General features: G+C 61.0%; 11 protein-coding genes. 7 read left to right on the top strand and 4 right to left on the bottom strand.

The genetic code is table 11. From position 1 onward, the window contains the following. The first annotated feature begins 113 nt into the window (after nucleotides 1-113). The 5 genes from B8991_RS13200 (at nucleotide 114) to B8991_RS13180 (ending at nucleotide 9,115) form a co-directional block, all read left to right on the top strand. On the top strand, nucleotides 114-3,773 hold the full coding sequence (locus B8991_RS13200) for a vitamin B12-dependent ribonucleotide reductase (RefSeq protein WP_084353488.1): 3,660 nt from the start codon (nucleotides 114-116) through the stop codon (nucleotides 3,771-3,773). Nucleotides 3,774-4,688: 915 nt separating this feature from the next. Next, complete coding sequence (locus B8991_RS13195) at nucleotides 4,689-5,780, top strand: HlyD family secretion protein (protein WP_084353461.1); 1,092 nt, start codon at nucleotides 4,689-4,691, stop codon at nucleotides 5,778-5,780. An 8-nt stretch (nucleotides 5,781-5,788) separates the two neighbouring features. Then, a complete protein-coding gene (locus tag B8991_RS13190; protein WP_084353460.1) occupies nucleotides 5,789-6,829 on the top strand; it encodes an FUSC family protein in 1,041 nt (346 codons plus the stop codon). After that, a complete protein-coding gene (locus B8991_RS13185; protein WP_084353459.1) occupies nucleotides 6,826-8,367 on the top strand; it encodes a phospholipase D family protein in 1,542 nt (513 codons plus the stop codon). The genes B8991_RS13190 and B8991_RS13185 overlap by 4 nt, the downstream gene beginning before the upstream one ends. A 55-nt stretch (nucleotides 8,368-8,422) precedes the next feature. Further along, the gene (locus B8991_RS13180; RefSeq protein ID WP_084353458.1) at nucleotides 8,423-9,115 is read left to right on the top strand and encodes an endonuclease/exonuclease/phosphatase family protein; all 693 of its coding nucleotides are present in this window, start codon (nucleotides 8,423-8,425) and stop codon (nucleotides 9,113-9,115) included. Nucleotides 9,116-9,385: 270 nt separating this feature from the next. Here B8991_RS13180 and B8991_RS13175 read toward each other — a convergent pair whose 3' ends face one another. From B8991_RS13175 to B8991_RS13160, 4 genes are all read right to left on the bottom strand, one after another. Then, entirely contained in the window at nucleotides 9,386-9,907 is a 522-nt protein-coding gene (locus B8991_RS13175) for a bactofilin family protein (protein ID WP_084353457.1), read from the bottom strand. Next, nucleotides 9,897-11,210 carry a M23 family metallopeptidase gene (locus tag B8991_RS13170; RefSeq protein ID WP_084353456.1) on the bottom strand — a complete coding sequence of 438 codons (1,314 nt, stop codon included), beginning with the start codon at nucleotides 11,208-11,210 and terminating at the stop codon, nucleotides 9,897-9,899. The genes B8991_RS13175 and B8991_RS13170 overlap by 11 nt, the downstream gene beginning before the upstream one ends. 197 nt (nucleotides 11,211-11,407) lie before the next feature. Then, nucleotides 11,408-12,208 (bottom strand): ferritin-like domain-containing protein, encoded by an 801-nt coding sequence (locus B8991_RS13165; protein WP_084353455.1) that lies wholly within the window; start codon nucleotides 12,206-12,208, stop codon nucleotides 11,408-11,410. A gap of 89 nt (nucleotides 12,209-12,297) precedes the next feature. Next, the gene (locus tag B8991_RS13160; protein WP_084353454.1) at nucleotides 12,298-12,771 is read right to left on the bottom strand and encodes a peroxiredoxin; all 474 of its coding nucleotides are present in this window, start codon (nucleotides 12,769-12,771) and stop codon (nucleotides 12,298-12,300) included. An 84-nt stretch (nucleotides 12,772-12,855) separates the two neighbouring features. Here B8991_RS13160 and B8991_RS13155 point away from each other — a divergent pair, with 84 nt between their 5' ends. Then, nucleotides 12,856-16,134 (top strand): YhdP family protein, encoded by a 3,279-nt coding sequence (locus tag B8991_RS13155; RefSeq protein WP_084353453.1) that lies wholly within the window; start codon nucleotides 12,856-12,858, stop codon nucleotides 16,132-16,134. 30 nt (nucleotides 16,135-16,164) lie between these two features. Further along, entirely contained in the window at nucleotides 16,165-17,235 is a 1,071-nt protein-coding gene (gene queA, locus B8991_RS13150; RefSeq protein ID WP_084353452.1) for a tRNA preQ1(34) S-adenosylmethionine ribosyltransferase-isomerase QueA, read from the top strand. Nucleotides 17,236-17,258: the final 23 nt, after the last annotated feature.

The raw sequence follows: 17,258 nt of genomic DNA, 5'->3' as shown, positions 1-17,258 counted from the left end.
CGCGACAGGTTTTCGATTACGCGCCGTTTTCACCGTCCCCTGACCCGGAAAACGGCACAGGTGCCCGGCAAACGGGCGCAAAAATGAAAACGCTGGTAATGGGGCAGCCTGATATGAAGATCGAAAGACAATTCACTCGCGCCGGACAAGATGCCTATGCAGGCATTGATTTCGTGAGCACCACTTCGGAGATCCGCAATCCCGACGGCACCGTGGTCTTCCACCTCGACGAGATCGAGGTTCCCGCGAAGTGGAGCCAGGTTGCCAGCGATGTGATCGCGCAAAAGTATTTTCGCAAGGCCGGCGTCCCAACCCGTCTGAAGAAGGTCAAGGAAAAGGGCGTGCCCGAGTTCCTTTGGCGCTCTGTTCCGGCCAAGGACGGCGTCGAGAAAACCGGCGAGACCTCGTCCAAGCAGGTGTTTGACCGTCTGGCCGGTGCCTGGGCCTATTGGGGCTGGAAGGGTGGCTATTTCACCACCGAGGCCGACGCCCAGGCCTATTACGACGAAATGCGCCACATGCTGGCCACGCAGCGCGCCGCCCCCAACAGCCCGCAATGGTTCAACACCGGCCTGCATTGGGCCTACGGCATCGACGGTCCGGGCCAGGGCCATTACTATGTTGACCACGAAACCGGCGATCTGACCAAATCCACCTCCGCCTATGAGCATCCGCAGCCCCATGCGTGCTTCATCCAGTCGGTCAAGGATGATCTGGTCAGCGAAGGCGGGATCATGGATCTTTGGGTGCGTGAGGCGCGCCTGTTCAAATACGGTTCCGGCACGGGCACCAACTTTTCCTCGCTGCGCGCCGCGCAAGAGCCGCTGTCTGGCGGTGGCAAGTCGTCCGGCCTGATGGGCTTTCTGAAAATCGGTGACCGCGCTGCCGGCGCGATCAAGTCGGGCGGCACCACGCGCCGCGCCGCCAAGATGGTGATCTGCGATGCCGATCACCCCGATATCGAAGAGTTCGTGAACTGGAAGGTCAAGGAAGAGCAGAAGGTCGCCAGCATCGTTGCCGGATCCAAGATGCACGAGCAGATGCTGAACGGTCTGTTCGCCGCGATCAAGGCATGGGACGGAGCCGAGGCCGACGCTTATGATCCCAAGGTCAACGACGCGCTGAAAACCGCCGTGCGCGCCGCCAAGAAGGTCTCGATCCCAGAGACCTATATCAAGCGCGTGCTGGATTACGCGCGGCAGGGCTATGGCTCGATCGAGTTTCCGACCTATGACACCGATTGGGACAGCGAAGCCTATGCCTCTGTCTCGGGCCAGAATTCCAACAACTCTGTCCGCGTGACCGATGCCTTCCTGAAGGCCGTGAAGGATGATGCCGACTGGGAACTGATCCGCCGCACGGATGGATCTGTCGCGAAAACCGTCAAGGCGCGCGCCCTGTGGGAAGATATTGGCCACGCCGCTTGGGCATGTGCCGATCCGGGCATCCAGTATCACGACACCGTCAACGACTGGCACACATGCCCCGAAGACGGCGCGATCCGCGGGTCGAACCCATGTTCCGAATACATGTTCCTGGATGACACGGCGTGTAACCTTGCGTCGATGAACCTGCTGACCTTTCTCAAGGACGGCGTGTTCCAGTCCGAGGACTACATGCATGCCACGCGCCTTTGGACCCTGACGCTGGAAATCTCGGTGATGATGGCGCAATTCCCGTCCAAGGAAATCGCGCAGCTGTCCTATGATTTCCGCACGCTGGGTCTGGGCTATGCCAATATCGGCGGGCTGCTGATGAACATGGGACTGGGCTACGATTCAGACGAGGGCCGGGCGCTCTGCGGTGCGCTGACCGCGATCATGACCGGTGTGTCCTATGCGACCAGCGCCGAGATCGCGGGCGAGTTGGGTGCCTTTTCGGGCTACGAGCGGAATGCCGACCACATGCTGCGGGTCATCCGCAACCACCGCAATGCGGCTTACGGCAAGACCTCGGGATATGAGGCGCTTGCGACCAAGCCCGTCGCGCTGGATCATGCAAATTGCCCGGATGCCACTCTGATCGAGTTGGCGCAATCCAGCTGGGATGAGGCCCTGCGTCTTGGTGAGACGCACGGCTACCGCAATGCGCAGGTGTCTGTAATTGCCCCGACAGGCACCATCGGTCTGGTGATGGACTGCGACACCACCGGGATCGAGCCGGACTTTGCCCTGGTCAAGTTCAAGAAGCTCGCCGGCGGCGGTTACTTCAAGATCATCAACCAGTCGGTGCCTGCGGCCTTGGAAAAGCTGGGCTATTCCTCCAGCCAGATCGCCGAGATGGTGGCCTATGCTGTCGGTCACGGATCGCTTGGCAATGCGCCGGGGATCACCCATACCGCATTGATTGGCCACGGTTTTGGCGAGACAGAGATCCAGAAGGTTGAAAGCGCGCTGGCGGCCGCCTTCGACATCCGCTTCGTGTTCAACCAGTGGACGCTGGGCGAAGAATTCTGCCGCGAAACGCTCGGCATTCCGGCGGAAAAGCTGACCGATCCCACATTCGATCTGCTGCGGCATCTGGGCTTCACACGCGCAGATATCGACGCGGCGAACGATCATGTCTGCGGGACGATGACACTGGAAGGCGCGCCGTTCCTGCGCAAGGAGCATTACTCGGTCTTCGACTGCGCCAATGCCTGCGGAAAGAAGGGCAAGCGGTTCCTGTCCGTCGATAGCCACATCTACATGATGGCCGCGGCGCAAAGCTTCATCTCGGGCGCGATCTCCAAGACGATCAACATGCCCAATGATGCAACCATCGAGGATTGCCAGAAGGCGTATGAGCTGAGCTGGTCGCTGGGTGTGAAGGCCAACGCGCTGTATCGTGACGGGTCCAAGCTAAGCCAACCGCTGGCATCGGCGCTGGTCGAGGATGACGAGGACGCACAGGACGTTCTGGAAAGCGGATCCCAGCACGAGAAGGCAACGGTTCTGGCCGAAAAGATCGTTGAAAAGATCATCATCAAGGAGGTTGCGCAGCAGCAACGCGCCAAACTGCCCGACCGGCGCAAGGGCTATACCCAGAAGGCGATTATTGGCGGTCACAAGGTCTATCTGCGCACCGGCGAACATACCGACGGTACGCTGGGCGAAATCTTCATCGACATGCACAAGGAAGGGGCGGGTTTCCGCGCGATGATGAACAACTTCGCCATCGCCGTGTCCGTGGGCCTGCAATACGGTGTGCCGCTGGAAGAATTCGTCGATGCCTTCACCTTCACCAAGTTCGAACCGGCGGGCATGGTGCAGGGCAATGACAGCATCAAGAACGCGACCTCGATCCTGGATTACATCTTCCGCGAACTGGCCGTGTCCTATCTGGACCGTACCGATCTGGCGCATGTCAAACCCGAAGGTGCGTCCTTTGATGATCTGGGACGCGGCGAAGAGGAAGGCGTGTCCAACATCAAGGAGATGTCGGAAACCGCAGCGTCGCGTTCGCTGGAAGTGCTGAAACAGATCAGCTCGACCGGCTACTTGCGCAAGCGTTTGCCGCAGGAACTGGTGGTGTTGCAGGGCGGTGCCTCGCTTTCCGGGCTCGATACGTCCGGGGCAGTCGAAGCATTGGTGCCCGAAGTGGCCGCAATGGCTGGCGGCGGCGGTGGCTCTACTGCTGTGTCCTCCGGCACGGTCGGGATGGACCAGCGCGTGAAAGCAAAAATGCAGGGCTACGAGGGCGAGGCTTGCGGCGAATGCGGCAACTACACGCTGGTCCGCAACGGCACCTGCATGAAGTGCAACACCTGCGGCGGCACGTCGGGCTGTAGCTGATAAGGATTGATGCGGGCTGATCCGGTTTCCGGGTCAGTCCGACACTGAAACAGAGACACAGAGCAGCTGCGCTTGCTCTGCGCTTTGGACAGGTCGCAGGCAGAAAGCAAACCGAGCGGTGAACCAACCGAACCTGTTCCAGAGAACCTACAGGGTGCCCTTGCGGCACCCTTTTTTCAAACCACCGGCGGCACCTATCCACGAGTCGAATGTCGTAGTTGGGCAGAGATCAACTGTCGTGACATGTTGCTTGCAGGACGCTGCGAAATGATAAATGTCCACCGGACGTTTTTACGTCGGTCGTTCATCTGTCCCGTCCGCCTGAAGCCAGCCCCGGTCGACAGCCGTCCTGAATGTAGTTCATCGCACGCGCCGCGATCGTCTGGTTTCGGCTGTGTTTCAAGGATGCTGTTCCGTCTTTCACGTTAACGAACCTGACCCGGCGATGCAGATTGCAGGGATGGTTGCTTGGTCAAATCCTGGTGTATTCTGGCCTTCCTCGATTGCCATTCTTGAATACGCGACGTCGTCTCCCCAGATCGTTGTCTGATGTGCTTGACGATGGGGTCGTCAGAAATTGAATCCACATCAGGGTCTGGCAGAAGCAGGCAATCATCCTGAACGCCCAGTCATGAACCCGAGGCGATAGCCATGTCGCCGACAATAGTTGAGGATGTGACCATGTTTGACGCAAAGAACCTCCCACTGAACGATGACGTGAATTTGGTGGCGCAGGCACCGGTTGTGTGATCGCAGAACCTCTTGGTTTTATTATCTCAGGTGAACGGGTATTCTGCCGATGATACGGGTGCTTTGGTGCTGACAACCGCCGCCGGCAAGACGATAACGGCTCGCAGACGCTAGGCAGGCGAGAGACGCGCTGAGGCGCGTGAAGTAGAAAACAAGAGGCTGGAAATGACTGATAGCACGACGCAACCCGCCGGGAAGCCAGCCTCGAAAGTGGCAATTTTCGTGGTTCTGCTCCTGATTGTGATGGTTGTTCTTTACGCTTTGGCGGATCGCATGGCACCATCCTCGTCGCGCGGCATTGTTTCCGCCTATGTCGTTCAAATCGCGCCGCGGGTGTCGGGTGAAGTGACCGATGTGCTGGTCGATGACGATGCCGTGGTTCAGGCGGGCGATCCGCTGTTTGCCATCGATTCGCGTCCGTTCGAATTGGCGGTCAGACAGGCAGAGGCCAATCTGGAAACCGCGCTTCAGAACGTCAACGCCTCTGGTGCCTCGCTGGTGGCGGCACAGGCTGCCGTCACGCAGGCCCGTTCCGCACTGGACAACACCCGTGCCGAGGCTGATCGCACCTTCCGGCTGGAAGAGCGTGGCATCGCGGCGACAGCACAGGGCGATCAGGCCCGCGCCGGTGTCGCGCAAGCAGAGGCCGCGCTGCAAACCGCCGAAGCGAACCTCGAAAGCGCGCGGGCCAAGCTGGGACCGCAAGGAAAGGACAATCCCGCCATCCTTGGGGCGGAGGCGCAGCTGGAAAAGGCGCAATACGATCTTGCCTCCACCACCGTGACCGCACCGCATCTGGGTGTGGTGACGAATGTCACCCTGTCGGAGGGGCAGTTCATCGGGGCGGGCAATCCGGCACTGACCTTCATAGATGCCGAGGCCGCCTGGATCACGGTGGACCTGCGCGAGAACCAGTTGCAGGGCATCGGTGCCGGCGATTCGGCGCATCTGCTTTTCGATGCGCTGCCTGGGCAGATATTTGAGGGGCGCGTTCAAAGCGTCGCCTGGGGGATCAATCCGGGGCGCAACGTTCAGGGTGGTCTTGTGGTCAATCAACCCTCGAACCGTTGGTTCGAACCGGCCAGACGGATTCCCGTCCGGATCGAGATTGACGGTGGCATGGAAAACTGGCCCCGCGCCGTGCGGGTGGGGGGCAAGGTTCATGCGGTGGTTTTCGCGCAAAGCGACACCGGTCCGATTGCCTTGATCGCACGGGGCATGCAGCGTCTGCGGTCCTGGTTCAGCTATCTGCACTGATCACGCCAATGTATGTCACACCTCGCCCCGACCCGATAGAAGATCCGCTTTATGGCATCCGCCTTGGGCTGATGGGCGCGTTGGCATATCTCGCGATCCCGATCCTGAATCCGGCGCTGCCTCCGATCATCGCGGCCCTGCCGGTCGGTCTGATTGCGTCACAACGCCGTGCCTTTGATCCGGGCAAGGCCATCGGTGGCGTGGTTGCGATGATCGTGCTGCCCTGGATCATGACTTGGTTTGTTGAATGGCTGCGGCCCATGCCCTTGGTCTATGTCGCGGCCATGTGGCTTGTGTATTTCTCGGGCTTTCTGTTGATCCTGCGGTCCGGCGCGCAGGCAGGCATGTTGATCGTTGTCGTGGCCGTGCTGATGTCTGTGATGGGGATGCATGGCAATGCAACGGTCGAGTTTCTGCGCGACGGGTTTGTGCAGGCCTCGCTGGTGGCATTGGTGGTGGGTCCTCTGGTCTATCTGCTATTACCGCCGCGCACCCGCGAAAAACAGGTGGACGACCCGAAGCCGGGCGGCGGAAACACGACGCTTGGGGCAGCGATCCGCGCGACGGTATTGCTGGGGCTGAGCTTCTGGCTATACGCCGTGATGCAGCCTTCGGATATGATGATGGCCGTGGTCGCGGCCATGGTTCTGGTATTCCCGACCCGCAACGCAGTGTTCGATGAGGCGCGGCAGCGTGTGCGTGCCACGTTCTACGGCGGGGCGATTGCTGTCGGCGTGCTGGCGCTTTTCACTCTGTCGCCAAACCTGCCGATCCTGCTGGGCCTGATTTTTCTCAGCGGATTATGGCTGGGCCAGAAGATGCTGAACGGCACACGGCCAAGCATGGTCTATCAATACGCCTTCTCCGTCGCGCTGGCCCTGATCGCCGGGGCGCTCAGTACGCAGGATCCGGTTTATGCCACTTTCACGCGGATCGTCCTGACGTTGACCGGGGCTTTCACGGCCGCCTTCACCGTGGCACTTCTGGACGCAATGACCGGCTGGCGCGAAGAGGCGGAGCCGGATGCTCAAGGACCCACAGTGACATGATGTATATCGTAAAACTTCTTGTGACCCTGTTGGTATTTGTGGGCGTTGTCATTCTCATTGCCCGCATGGTTTTTACCGTGCCGACGGTAGAGGAGCGGACCGATACGACGGCACTGAAGCCAGCATTGGATGGCCCACTGGCCGACGCTCTGATCGAGCGTGAGGCTGCCAATGCTGGCTTGACCGGCGTTGCGCCGTTGCAAAACGGTGCCGACGCATTTGCCGCGCGGATGATCCTTGCCGATGCGGCAGTGTCGTCCATAGACGCGCAATATTACATCTGGCATGGCGATCTGACCGGAACTTTGCTGCTTGATGCGCTGGTGCGCGCCGCCGACAGGGGCGTGCGGGTTCGGCTGCTTCTGGATGACAATGGCACTGGCGGGCTGGACCCGGAACTGGCAAAGATGAATGCCCATCCCATGATCGAGGTCCGTCTGTGGAACCCGTTCAACCTGCGCCATTTCAAGATGCTGTCTTATGGGTTCGATTTTTTCCGGCTGAACCGGCGGATGCACAACAAATCCTTCACCGTGGATGGACGCGCCACGATTCTTGGAGGCCGCAATATCGGCGACGAATATTTCTCTACCGGGTCTACAGCGCTTTATGTCGATCTGGATGTTCTCGCCGTAGGTGCAATCATTCCCGAAGTGTCTGCCGATTTCGATAAGTACTGGGCCGCGCCTTCCACGCATCCTGTCGGTCCGATTGTCGGCGCCCCGCAGGACGCAGACCCGGTTGCCGATCGTCTCGCCTTGTATCAGGCAGACCCGCAAATGGCGGAATACCGTGCTCTGCTGCAATCTTCGGATATCGTGGCCGCGCTCGCGGCGGGTGAAATGGGGGTGGAGTGGACAAACTCCATGCTGGTCAGCGACGATCCGGTAAAGGGGGAAGGGGCCGTTCCGCGTGAAGACCTGTTAGCGTCGCGGCTTAGAAAGGCCGTGGGCGAAATTGAAAGCAGTTTCGATGGTATTTCGCCCTATTTTGTCCCCGGAAAGGCAGGGGTCAATGCCTTTGCGACACTTGCAAGCCAGGGGGTTGTCGTTCGGATGCTGACCAATTCGCTGGAGGCGACGGATGTGCTTCCGGTGCATGCGGGCTATGCCAAGCACCGCGAAGATATGCTGAAAGCCGGAGTCGTCCTCTATGAACTGCGCCAACAGGCGGCGGTTGACGCGCCAATAGATCGCCTGGGCCCGTTCGGGTCGTCCGGTGCCAGTCTCCACGCCAAGACCTTTGCCGTGGACGGGAAACGCATCTTTGTCGGTTCCTTCAACTTCGATCCACGCTCGACCACGCTCAATACCGAAATGGGGCTTCTGATTGATAGCGAACTGTTGGCGCAAGGATTGCACGATGCTTTTGACAAAGATTTGCAGGGCCTCGCATGGCGGGTAGAGAGCAAGGATAATGATCTTGTCTGGATCGATCCCGAAGATGGCTCGACAGTGACGGATGAACCGGGGACGACGTTTCTCAAACGTGCCGCGCTGACCGTGATTGGGTGGCTGCCGATCGAGTGGCTGCTTTGACGGATCCATCGGAAAAACCCTCCGGGAACGGAGCGCTTGAAGATTGGCGCACCGGATGAGCGGCCGTCCCCTTTGCATCGTAAGCTGGAATATCCGTAAAGCCGTAGGCCTTGACTGGCGGCGTGATCCGGCCCGCGTATTGCGAGTGCTGTCTTCTATGAAGCCGGACATCATACTGCTTCAGGAAGCGGATAAACGGCTGTCGCCCCGCCATCCGGCGTTGCCACTGGATCAGGTGGCAAGAGCTGGATGGACTGCTTTGAACGCCGATCCCAGGACACCTTCGATCGGTCATCACGGCAACGCCATATTGTTGCGGAGCGATTTTATCGCAACTCGCATCGAGCCGGTCGATCTGCCCGGTCTGGAGCCGCGCGGCGCTCTGCTCGCCCGCATCCAGGGACCGTTCGGGGCCGTGACGGTGGGTGGACTGCATCTTGGCCTGCGCCATGCCGACCGCCGACGCCAGATCGCAAACGTCATTGAAGCGGCAGAGCGTATCGGCGGGCGAATCGTTCTGGGAGGCGACCTGAATGAATGGAGAAGGTCCGACGAGGCTTTCGGTTTGCCGGACGGCTGGAGAACATTGGCACCAAGCGCAACATTCCATGCCGCGCGTCCTACTCTGCGGTTCGACCGGTTTCTGATCGGACCGGGTAATGGCGATCCCGTCGCGGATGTTCCGCACAAGGGGGAAAGCCTGCGCGCATCGGATCATCTTCCAATTCGGCTTCTGGTCGAGACGTAGGGCGTTGCACGGCAAGTTGGTGTACGGCCGTCGACAATAACAGCGATGATGTGATCGAATGGTGCAACCACTTTTTAAAATCGCAATGGTTTGCGCAGAAACTCCTTGAAGGGGCGGGCTGAGCACTGCGTAGCATCTGTCGGGCACTGAAAGCCTGACATTGTTAAAACCGATTTCCGCAACCGGCTGCGGGTCCGACGAGCGGGAAGGGGGCTCAACGCAAAAAGGCCGCCTTAGGGGCGGCCTTGTCAGATTGGCGAGCGCAAAGGCTCAGCCTTTTTGCGGAGCAGACTGTTGTTGAGGCTGCTGTGCGGCTGCGCGGGGCGCTGCGGCACCCTTGGTTGCCAGCGGGTCGTCTTGACGCTGCACGGAGCCTTCGAAATGCGCACCGCTTTCAATTGCGATGGTCTTGTGGATGATGTCACCCTCGACCCGAGCGGTCGCGGTCAGGCGAACCTTCAACCCGCGCACACGGCCGACGATGCGGCCATTGATCACAACGTCATCCGCCATCACTTCGCCTTTGACGGTGGCGCTTTCGCCGACGGTCAGCAGATGGGCGCGAATGTCGCCTTCGACGGTGCCTTCGATCTGGATATCGCCGGTCGTCTTGACGTTGCCGGTGATGTGAAGGTCGGGGCTAAGCACCGACGCAGGTGGTTTTGCCTTGGGCGGCGAGGCTTGAAAATCAGATTGCGGACGGGGAGCGGAGGACGAGGCATCGGCGGTTGCCGATTTCGGCGCGTCGTCGGCTTTCGGCCCGGGCTCGTTGATCTTGCTCTTAGAAAACATCGTTTGCAGCCTTGATATAGGTCATTGGATTGACAGCGTTGCCGCCGACTCGGACCTCATAATGTAGATGGGTCCCGGTCGAGCGTCCAGTATTGCCCATATCACCAATGCGACTTCCGCGCGAGACCCTTTGCCCCTTCTTCACGCGAATCTTGGACATATGCGCGTAGCGGGTTTCGATGCCGAATTCGTGCTGGATCTTCACAAGATTCCCATAGCCCGACTGCCATCCCGCATGGATAACCACGCCATCCGCCGTGGAATAGATGGGGGTGCCGTGTGGCGCTGCAAAATCGGTACCTGCGTGCAGGCGGCCCCAACGGTAGCCGAAGCCGCTGGTGAAGCGGAACGAATCCTTCAGCGGGCTGGCAAACGGTGCCTTCTGGGCGGCGATTCGATACAGGTTCAGCCGGTCCATCTGGCCAAGGATGCTGTTGGCGCGCATCGCATCATCGGACGGGCCTTCGCCGCGCGTCGACAGGCTGAGCGGCGTCAGCGGACCACCCTGACCGGAATAGCCGTTGCGGACCTGAGACAGGATACGGTCCGGGTCCATACCCGCGGCGGTAAACATCTTGTCGAGCGGTTTGACCGAGACGGTCATGGCTTCTTCAAGTTGGCGGAAGATGCGGTCGTTTGCATCCTCCATGACGCGGATCTCGCTGGCCATGGCGTCGGCCTGGGTCAGGGCGTGCTGCGCATCGGCGAGGATCTGGTCACGTTCGATCGCTGTGCGCTCCAGTGCTTCGGCCATGAAATCCATCGTGCCGTCGGCGCTGTGATCCCCCTGCGCCAATTGCACGTCGCCATCGGCAAGCTGGGCCTCGATGGAGGCAAGCTTGCGGGTGATGTCCTTACGCTGGGTCATCGTATCGCGAAGCGTGGCTTGAATGACCTCGATGCCGGCTTCCAACTCGCTGCGGCGGGTTTCGGACTGCAACAATTGTGACTGCATCACGGACACCTGCGCCAACGCGGTGTTGAAGCGTTCCTGTGCGGCCAAAGCCTCTTCTGCGCGGATGTCGCGTTCGGTGGAGAGCGCGTTGAGGCGCTGCTGATAGGTCGCCTGATCGCGAATGGCCTGCTCGCGGAAATTGCCGGAGCCGATGGAATCCATCAACACGATGGCTGTTGCGATGATTGCCCAACCGACGATAACGGCGCTCCCGGTAAAGGCGAGCGCTTGCGTGCCGGGTTTGAGACGGATGAACCGGGTGTCGGTTTCGGACCTCAGAAAGAGTCGGCGTTCCGGGAAGAAGCGCTCAAGTAGCGCATGTGTCTTGATCGCGAGTCGCGTTCTCACCTGTCCGTCCTTGTCCAGCCCCGTTTACGGCACTCAGGTCAACTGGGACCGGGCACCTTGGCTGATGGCTTATCCAGACGTTGGCATTTTCGCAACGATTTTGGGTTAGTCGATTCGTCGCAAGGTGGCGTTTTGGTCGAAAGCGGCAAAAAACCGCCGATCTAGAATGGTTTGCGATCCGGATTACCCGGCGATGGTCAGGTCAGCGGCCAGTAGAAATCCGGGGGCAACCCCGCTTCGGCACGCTTCTCTTCGTTGAATGGCGGCTTCAAAGAGCTATGGAAATACCGGCCGACAAGATCGTGGAATGCCAGTTTCGGGTCCATTTCATGGCGTCCGCACAAAAAGTGAAACCATTTGGAGCCGTAAGCGACGTGATGGACCTCTTCGGCGTAGATCGTTTCAAGCGCGGCCACCGCCTGCCTGTCGCCCGCCTTGGTGAACAGCGCGATCATGCCGGGGGTCACGTCCAGTCCGCGGGCCTCCAGAACCATTGGCACAACCGCAAGGCGGCCCATGAAATCCTCGGCTGTATCTTCTGCGGCGCGCCACATCCCGGCATGGGCGGGCAGGGCACCGTAATGGCTGCCCGCATCTTCAAGACAGTCGCACATCAGATTGAAATGTTTCGATTCTTCGTCCGCCGCCTTGACCCAATCGTCGTAATAGCCAACCGGCATCGGAATATCCGAGAAGCGCGCGATGATGTCCCAATGCAGATCCACTGCGTTCAGCTCGATATGCGCGACGGCGTGCAGCATCGCGATGCGGCCCTGCGGCGTGCCGGGTTTCCGCTTTGGCATTTGTCTGGGGTCAAGAAGCTCTGGCCGGGCGGGGCGCGACGGTTGCATCGGCGGTACCGCACGCCCGATTTCCGGCGTTTCACCTGCTTCGCGGGCGGCAAACCAGTCCGCCGCGTGGCGGCGCGATTTGGCGGTTTTCTCACGGCCGTCCGACGTGGTCAGAACGTCCACTGCCATCTCGCTCAAGCTTAACATCGACACTCTGTTCCTTTGTGAGCAACCATGCGCCACATCTCGTCGCGAGGGATGTGCAGATCTTCTGGTTGAAAGACGTGTGACGGCCGTTACAGGTCTTTTGCGGCGGTCAGAACTTCTTCTGCATGGCCGGGGACTTTCACCTTGCGCCATTCGCGCGCGATGCGACCGTCGCCGTCGATCAGGAAGGTCGAGCGTTCTATCCCCATGAATGTCTTGCCATACATGGATTTCTCTTTCCACACGCCGTAGCGTTCGCAGGTATCTCCGCCTTCGTCTGACAGAAGCGGTACGGTCAGCCCGTGCTTGGCCACGAATTTTTCATGTTTGGCCACGCTGTCCTTTGAGATGCCGTAGATCCGCACGCCCAAAGTGGCAAATTCCGGCAGAAGACCTGAAAAGCCGATGGCTTCTTTCGTGCAGCCGGAGGTATCATCACGCGGGTAAAAGAACAGCACGACCGGGGCGGGCCGCAAGGCCGATAGGGTCATCTCGTCACCGCCGTCGCGTGGCAGGGTGAAATCCGGTGCCATCTCGGCAGCTTGTGCGGAATCTGTGGACATTTGCGGCTCCTTATCCTTTGCAGGGTCAGAGGTTTCATATCAAACTCGACGCGACAAGCGTAATCGCGAAAGGCATCATGTCCAGTGACCAACGCAGAAAGACCTGAACAGCCTGCAAGATCGCGGCGGGGACTGCATCTTGCAGGTTGGCTGTTGGTGGTGCTGCTGTTGCTGGGCGCGCTTGCAGGAGCAGGGGCACTATACGTTGTGGGGCGGCCCATTGCCGCGCCGGACTGGCTGCGCGACCGGATCGAGCAGCGCATCGGGCAGACCGTTCCCGGACTTGCAGTGGCTTTCGGTGAGGTCACGTTTCTGATCGAACGTAACGGCGCGCCCAGACTGTCGCTTTACGACGTGGATATCGGCACCAGTGACGGGCGGAGCCTTGCCTCGCTCAGCGATGTTGAGGCTGTGCTGTCACGCGGGGCGTTGCTGCGCGGCGAACCGAAGCTGAAGTCGGTCACGCTGGCGGGAGCTTTTGTCACCATGCGGCGCGATCGGGATGGCCGCTTTGGGCTGTCTTTCGGCGATGCTCTGGCACCCGAAGGGGCTGCGCCGGACCTGCCTGCGATCATCACAGCGGTGGACACCGCACTGGCCAACCCGCGCCTTGATGCGCTGGAGGAGATCACGGCCGAAGGTTTGACGCTGCGCTATGAGGATGCCCGCGCCCGTCGCGGCTGGACCGCCGATGGCGGGCGGCTTGCGCTGACGCGCGGTGACCGGTCGCTGTCCCTGCGCGGTGATTTCGCGGTTCTTGGCGGGGGAACAAATGTGGCCACGATCGCGCTCAACGCCGAAAGCGCGCTCGGGGATCCAGGGCTGGTCTTTGGTGTGACGCTCGCGGATATGCCGTCACGCGATATTGCCACGCAAGGCCCGGCGCTGGCCTGGCTCAAGGGGCTGAGGGCACCGATCTCGGGGTCGATGCGCGCGCAGATGTTCGGCGATGGCAGCCTTGGCCCGCTGAACGCGACGCTGGCTATTGGCGAAGGTGTGCTGCAACCCACCGATCAGACCAGTCCGGTGCCCTTCACGGGCGCGCGCACCTATTTTACCTATCACCCCGATACGGAAACACTGGTTTTCGACGAAATCTCGGTCAAGTCCGACTGGGGGCAGGCGCTGGCAGAGGGCCGCGCGACGTTGACGGGCCTGCAAAGCGGCTGGCCCAGTGCGATGCTGGGGCAGTTCCGTGTCTCCGACATCCGCACCAATCCCGGCGGTTTTTTTGAAACGGATCTTGCCCTGAAAGGCGCCGAGGCTGATTTTCAGCTGGAGTTGGACCCGTTCCGCTTTTCGCTGGGGCGGATGCGACTGGTGGACGAAGACCTGCCGCTGCGGATCTCGGGCGAGGCAGCAGCGGGGGAAGAGGGCTGGCACTTGGCGCTGGATGCGCGCGTGGCCAAGGTAGCGCCTGCTCGTGTGGAAGAGCTTTGGCCACCGCATGTGGTGACCAAGACTCGCAAATGGGTGCGCGAGAATGTGCAGGGTGGGGTGTTGCAGGATGTGCAATTCGCGCTGCGTGTCGAACCCGGAAAGCCACCGGCAACATATCTGGGTGCCGAATTCGAGAACGCGCAGGTGCAATACGCGCGGACCCTGCCGCCGGTCACCGGCGGGTCGGGACAGTTTGTCATCAATGGCAAGCGGTTGTTCGCGACCGTTGACAAGGGGCGGGTCGCGGCGAGCGAAGATCAGCCGCTGGATATTTCAGGCTCCAGCTTCACCATTCCGGACATAACCCGTCGCCCCGCCACCGGCAGGTTGGAGTTGAACGCGACGGGCCGGATCCCGGCGGCGCTGGCCTTTCTGAACCGCGAACCGCTGTCGGTGATGGATCGCGCCAAGCGTCCGGTCGATGTGGCCGAGGGGCGCGCGACCGTCACGGGATGGATGGAACGGCCATTGCGCAAAGGCGTGAAGCTGCCCGACATGACCTTCCGTTTCGACGCGGATCTGACCGATGTGCAAAGCGACAAGCTGATCCCCGGCCGTACCCTGCGCGCGGCGCAATTGAAGGTTGAGGCCACACAGGAGAGCGTGAGCATCAGCGGACCCGCCCGGCTTGGCGCCGTGCCGTTCGACGGCGCTTGGAGCATGCCCTTGGGCCAGCCCGGCGCCGCCAGCAAACTGACCGGAAAGCTGGAACTGGGACAGGCTTTTGCGGATGAGTTCGGCATCGCGCTGCCGCGCGGGATGCTGTCGGGACAGGCGCAGGCAGATCTGTCACTGACGCTTGAAAGGGATCGTGCGCCAGAGTTTTCGCTATCGTCAAATCTGGCCGGGCTGGGGATGCGGCTTGATGCGCTGAACTGGGGGCTGAGCCAGCGCCAGACCGGCAGGCTGGAGGTTGCGGGGCGGCTTTCGAAGCCTGTTCAGATCGACCGGCTCAGCCTGTCGGGGGCGGGGCTGAGTGCTGTCGGCGACGTCCGGCTGAATGCCAATGGCAGTCTGGACCGAATTGCGCTGAACCGCGTGCAACTGGACGGTTGGCTGGATGCGCCGGTGGTGCTGACCGGGCGCGGTGCCGGGGCACCGCTTGCAATCACTCTGCAAGGCGGAACCGTCGATATGCGCAAGGCCAGCATCGGTGGCGGATCAGGTGGCGGGGGCGGCAGCACCGGGCCGATCACACTGGCGCTTGACCGGTTGCAGATCTCTGACGGGATTGCGTTGCAGCCGTTTCGGGGGACGTTCACCACCGGGGGCGGGCTGGATGGCAGGTTCACCGCACGCATCAACGGCGGTCCGGATATTGCGGGTGTCGTCTCGCCGCAAAGGGGCGGGGGCAGTGCCTACCGCATCCAGTCGCAAGAGGCAGGCAAGGTATTTGCGGCGGCGGGTTTGCTGAAAAACGTGGCCGGGGGCGAGATGGATCTGACCCTGCGCCCGACCGGTCGCGCCGGCACGTTCGACGGCATCTTGAAAGTGACCAATCCGCGCCTGCGCAGCGGCAACGCGCTTGCCGCACTGCTGGACGGGATCAGCGTCGTGGGCTTGCTGGACCAGATGAACGGACCCGGCATCTACTTTACGGATGTAGAGGCCAAGTTCCGTTTGACGCCTGCGCAGGTGATCCTGTCGCAATCCAGCGCTGTTGGCCCGTCGATGGGCCTGTCGCTGGATGGCTATTACACGCTGGCCAACAAGGCGATGGATTTTCAGGGCGTGATCTCTCCGATCTATATCCTGAACGGAATCGGGGCGCTGTTGACGCGCAAGGGCGAGGGGCTGCTCGGGTTCAACTTTACCATCAAGGGCACCTCGGATACCCCACAGGTCGGCGTGAACCCGCTATCGATTCTGACGCCGGGCATGTTCCGCGAGATTTTTCGCAGGCCGCCGCCGACCCCGCAGTAATGCACCGAAGCCCCAGATGAAGAGCCCGCCATGAAGCTTGCCGATTTCGACTTTGATCTGCCGGACGAATTGATCGCCACACGCCCTGCGAACCCGCGTTCCTCGGCGCGGTTGCTGGTGGCGCAGGGCGATGGCATCCACGATGCGGTGGTCACGGATCTGTTGGCGTGGCTGCGCCCCGGCGACCGGCTGGTGCTGAACGACACGCGGGTGATCCCGGCGCGGCTGTCGGGCCTGCGCGAACGTGACGGGGTCGAAGGACTGACGCAGGCTCGGATCGAAGTCACGCTGCTGGATCCGGCGGCGGATGGTTGCTGGATGGCGCTGCTCAAACCGCTGAAGAAAGTGCGCGACGGCGAAGAAATCACCTTTTCGCCTGACCTGTCCGCGACGGTCGAGGCGCGCAAAGACGGGCAGGCCCGGCTGCGCTTCAATCTGACAGGCAGCGATTTTGATACGGCTCTGGCAGAGGCGGGGGCCATGCCGCTGCCGCCCTATATTGCCGCGAAACGCCCCGCCGACGAACAGGACAAGACCGACTATCAGACCGTGTGGGCGAAACGCCCCGGTGCCGTGGCCGCCCCCACGGCGTCGCTTCATTTTGACTCCGAATTGCTGGCACTTCTGCGCGAAGGCGGCATCCAGTTTACCCATGTGACATTGCATGTCGGCGCGGGCACCTTCCTGCCCGTCAAGGTCGAGGATGTGACCACCCACCGGATGCATGCCGAATGGGGCGAAGTCACGGAAGAGGCCGCCGCCGAGATCGCGGCCACACGCGCGGCGGGCGGGCGTGTCATCCCGGTGGGGACAACGGCGCTGCGCCTGATCGAAAGTGCGGCAGCAGATGGTGAGATCCGCGCCTGGTCCGGCGATACGGATATATTCATCTATCCGGGCTACGAATTCCGCATCACCGACGCGCTGATGACCAATTTTCATCTACCCAAGTCGACCTTGCTGATGCTGGTCTCGGCGCTGATGGGACAGGACACGATCCGGCATATCTATGCGCATGCGGTAGAGGCAGAATACCGCTTCTTTTCCTACGGCGATGCCTCGCTGCTTTTGCCGCCTTGCAAAAGCGACGCCGAAGGATGAAGAGCGTCGCTGCGAAGACAGTT

The organism is Primorskyibacter flagellatus, assembly GCF_900176485.1.
In the GTDB taxonomy this organism is placed as follows: Bacteria; Pseudomonadota; Alphaproteobacteria; order Rhodobacterales; family Rhodobacteraceae; genus Primorskyibacter; species Primorskyibacter flagellatus.
This window is presented reverse-complemented; position numbering and strand designations above follow the sequence as displayed.

Coding starts and splice junctions, on each gene's coding strand:
- B8991_RS13200 (WP_084353488.1), top strand. CDS start 114: ATGAAGATCGAAAGACAATTCACTCGCGCCGGACAAGATGCCTATGCA.
- B8991_RS13195 (WP_084353461.1), top strand. CDS start 4,689: ATGACTGATAGCACGACGCAACCCGCCGGGAAGCCAGCCTCGAAAGTG.
- B8991_RS13190 (WP_084353460.1), top strand. CDS start 5,789: ATGTATGTCACACCTCGCCCCGACCCGATAGAAGATCCGCTTTATGGC.
- B8991_RS13185 (WP_084353459.1), top strand. CDS start 6,826: ATGATGTATATCGTAAAACTTCTTGTGACCCTGTTGGTATTTGTGGGC.
- B8991_RS13180 (WP_084353458.1), top strand. CDS start 8,423: ATGAGCGGCCGTCCCCTTTGCATCGTAAGCTGGAATATCCGTAAAGCC.
- B8991_RS13175 (WP_084353457.1), bottom strand. CDS start 9,907: ATGTTTTCTAAGAGCAAGATCAACGAGCCCGGGCCGAAAGCCGACGAC.
- B8991_RS13165 (WP_084353455.1), bottom strand. CDS start 12,208: ATGTTAAGCTTGAGCGAGATGGCAGTGGACGTTCTGACCACGTCGGAC.
- B8991_RS13160 (WP_084353454.1), bottom strand. CDS start 12,771: ATGTCCACAGATTCCGCACAAGCTGCCGAGATGGCACCGGATTTCACC.
- queA (WP_084353452.1), top strand. CDS start 16,165: ATGAAGCTTGCCGATTTCGACTTTGATCTGCCGGACGAATTGATCGCC.